Source organism: Pseudoalteromonas sp. OF5H-5 (assembly GCF_021530695.1).
Taxonomy (GTDB): domain Bacteria; phylum Pseudomonadota; class Gammaproteobacteria; order Enterobacterales; family Alteromonadaceae; genus Pseudoalteromonas.
Map to the genome: position 1 here is coordinate 1 of NZ_JAKGBF010000041.1, position 3,987 is coordinate 3,987.

General features: G+C 44.5%; 1 protein-coding gene. It reads left to right on the forward strand.

What is annotated here, in order from left to right; genetic code table 11:
• Nucleotides 1-173 precede the first annotated feature (173 nt).
• The coding region (locus L1271_RS24435) for a non-ribosomal peptide synthetase (protein ID WP_235369026.1) at nt 174-3,987 on the forward strand (3,814 nt) is incomplete at its 3' end.

Sequence of the window (3,987 nt, forward strand, 5' to 3'; positions counted from 1 at the left end):
ACAGGACGGCGGCGTCATTTGTGTATGTTCCTTGGTTGGCGGATACGAGGTTGTATAGAACAGGAGACAGGGTACGGCGCTTGGAGTCGGGAGCGTTGGTATTTTTGGGAAGGAAGGATGAGCAAGTTAAGCTGCGGGGATATCGTATAGAGCTTGGAGAGATAAGGAGTGTTTTGGCACAGCAAGCAGTGGTGAAACAGGCGGCGGTGTTGGTGCAAGGAGAGGGTGCGGATGCGACGTTGGTGGGTTATGTTGTTGCAGAAGGAGAGGTAGTAGATGAAGGCATTTTTATAGCGGAGTTAGAGCGTGCGTTATCGGCGCGTTTAGCCAGTTATATGTGTCCGAGTCGTTGGTGTTTGCTAGATGCTTTGCCGTTGACGGCGAATGGTAAGCTGGATAGGGGGGCGCTACCGAGCGAGATTGGGGAGATAGGGCAGGAATATGAAGCGGCGGAGAATAGTGTAGAGCGAGCGCTGGTAGAGATATGGGCAGAGGTACTGCGACAACCACTAGAGGAGTTAAGTGTAACGGGTGACTTCTTTAGGTTAGGGGGGAATTCTCTGTTAGCGGTGAAGCTTAGTGCGTTAATTAAGCGGCATTTCGACATTGAAGTAACTTTGGGTGATTTATTCTCACATCCCAATATTCGTCAGTTTGGTATGTGGTTGCAAAGCCACCAGGAAATTCAAGCAAAGCACACATATGAGAAGATTAAGGCACAAGATAATTTAGACAGTGCTCCACTGACTTTTGCACAACAGCGTTTGTGGTTTATCGATGCTTTGCAAGGTGGCACATATGCCTACAATATCACTCGGGCTTTAACGTTAAGTGGTGCAGTTGATATTTCAGCATTGCAACGTGTTTTCGTTGCTTTGATTGAGCGCCATGCAATTTTCAGAACTACATATCAAGCACATGTCAATGAGCAAGCGCTGCAAATCATTCACGCGGCACACACAGTCAATTTTAACATCGAACAGGTAGATTTGACGCATTTAGAGAGTGAAGAACAAGAGACGGAAATCACTCAGAGGCTTGAAGAGCAGCAGAAGTACACATTTAACCTTGCAGATGATGTAATGCTTAAAGTGAGTCTACTGCTATGCCAAGTCGATAAGAGCATTTTAATAATTAATATGCCGCATATCGCCACTGACGGTTGGTCGATGGATATTTTGACCCGCGAATGTTGGGCGCTCTATGAAGCTTTTACTCAAGGCCAACAAAACCCACTTACAGCTTTACCCCTACAATATGCGGACTACGCTCTTTGGCAAAGTAAACAGCTAACGCCTGATACTCTAGATACGCATTGGCAGTATTGGCAGCAACAGTTAGCTGCAATGCCACAAGTCCATAGCTTACCGTTAGACTTTAAACGTCCAGCGGATAAGAACTACGTGGGAGAGCAAGTGTCAAGTCGACTCAGCAGTGAAGTAGCGAGTAAGCTTTGTCGCTTGGCAAAGCATTATGCCTTGACGCCGTTTATGCTGTCTCATGCCTTGTGTGCCTTAGTTTTATCGCGTCACAGTGGTAGCCATGACATCGTGATGGGTATGCCGATTGCCAACCGACTACAAGGCGAGTTGAATGGGGTTGTTGGTCTGTTCGTGAATACTTTAGTATTAAGAGTAAATACCAATTACAACGATCTGAGCGATTATTTTAAGCATGTGAAGAAAGTGCACCTTGAAGCCCAGCAGCATCAGGATATGCCGTTTGAAAAGTTAGTTGATAAACTAGCAAGTGAACGTTCTGCTTCACATACTCCGTTATTTCAAATTTTACTAGCAACGCAAAACGACTTTTCATCGAAGCCTGTACCGCAAAATCAAGCTCTCATTGTTGAGCGACGAGAGCAAAAAGTTAAAGTAGCTAAGTTCGATTTAGATATTAATATTTGTATCAATAAAGATGAAGTGACAATCAACTGGACCTATGACACTGCAATATTTTCTCACCAGCATATCACTACTCTAGACCGACATCTGTGTAACTTACTGAGTACGTTAGCCGCTCATCATGAAGATCAAGATATTGCCATTAAGCAATTAAATATACTAGATGCTCAAGAGTTTACTCGATTACTCACTAGGGCGGCAGGTAATACAAATTACTCCGCTGCAAATTGCGGTTTACATGAATTGTTCGAACGACAGGTTGAACGACAGCCAGAAGCGTTAGCTATTACGTCAGCAGGAAGAAGTTTAAGTTATGCGCAATTAAATGCGCGAGCAAATGCAATGGCTTGGTATTTAATCGAACAATATCAGCTTACGCCAGAACAAACAGTCGCTATTTGTTTACCACGTTCTGAACTACTGCTTGTGAGTGTTCTTGCGGTATTAAAAGCAGGAGGTGCTTACCTAACTATTGATCCAAGTTACCCCGATGGCAGGGTGTCTTACATCCTTAATGATTCTGAAGCATCATTATTACTCACCAGTAGTGAACTTGAAAAAAGACTTGTGGAACTCAGAGGTACTTTTAGCTGTGTTATGGCTGACACCTCGCTGACAAACTATAGCCAAGACAATCCACCAAGCCCTATTTTAAATAGTGATGTGGCAAGTGCATATATAGTGTATACGTCTGGCACCAGTGGCAAACCTAAAGGGGTTAAAATAGCACATAAAGGAGCTGTCAACTTTGCGGCATACTTAGGGAGACAATTCCAAGTAGATAACAGTAGTAAAGTGTTGCAACTAGCTTCTACTAGCTTTGATGCCTTTACCCTAGAATGGATGTGGGGGTTGACGAACGGAGGATCGCTATGTATCTGTAGCGAAGCTGATAAATATCATCCTCAGCAAATGGCAGATTACTTGGTTGATCAAGGTATCACTCATGCACTCATAACCCCAGCATACTTACAGCATCTACCTTGTCATCAAAACTACCATTTTCGCGCTTTATTGGTAGGTGGTGAAGCCTGTAGTACCGCACTGGCGCAGCAGTGGTCAAAGCACTATCCAATGTATAACGCTTACGGTCCCTCAGAGGCCACTATTTGTGCCACTGTAGCTAAGCTCCATCCCGATACGTCTGTAACAATAGGCACTGCTATTGATAATGTTACAACTTATATTCTTGATGATCAGCAGCAACTGCTGCCTGAGGGGGCGGTTGGAGAGTTATATATTGGTGGGGTAGGTGTGGCACAAGGTTATATCAAGCGTCCAGAGCTAGATGCTGAACGTTTTGTGAGTAACCCATTTGTAACGAATGAGCATGAGAAATTATACCGTACAGGCGATCTTGTACGACAATCTGATACTGGCCAATTAGTTTACGTAGGCCGGATCGATGAACAGGTAAAAATTCGTGGCTATCGTATTGAGTTGGCTGAAATTGAGCAATTGTTGAATGAATCTTTCGGTGTTAAGCAAGCCGCAGTATTGTGTTGGGGGGAAGGAAGTCAAAAATACCTGATTGCTTACGTGATGCTATCTGGTGAGATGTCTGAGGATAGCGCTACTCGTATTTTGAGCGAAGCGCTCGCCGAACAATTACCAGAATATATGGTGCCGAGCCAGTTTGTGGTGTTGGAGCAATTTCCACTTACAGTCAATGGTAAGGTTGATAAACGCGCTTTGCCACAACCGGAGTGGACGACAGCACATTACCGAGGACCACAAAATAAAACAGAAGCGCAATTGCAGCAATTATGGTCGAGTTTATTAAAGATACCGCAAGCGTCACTGAGCTGTGAGGCAAACTTCTTTGCCCTAGGTGGCGACTCAATATTATCAATTCAGCTAGTCTCACGGGCAGCGGAGCAAGGCCTGTATTTTAGTGTTAAAGACCTGTTTCGTCATCAACACATCGTGGCATTAGCGCGGTGTGTAAAGCAGAGTAAAGGATACACGATAGCACAAGAGGCGGTGATAGGAGAGATGCCATTGCTGCCTATTCAGCAGGCATTTTTCAAAAACGAAACGGCGTTAGCCCACTTTAACCAGTCGGTTCTATTAAGTACCCCAG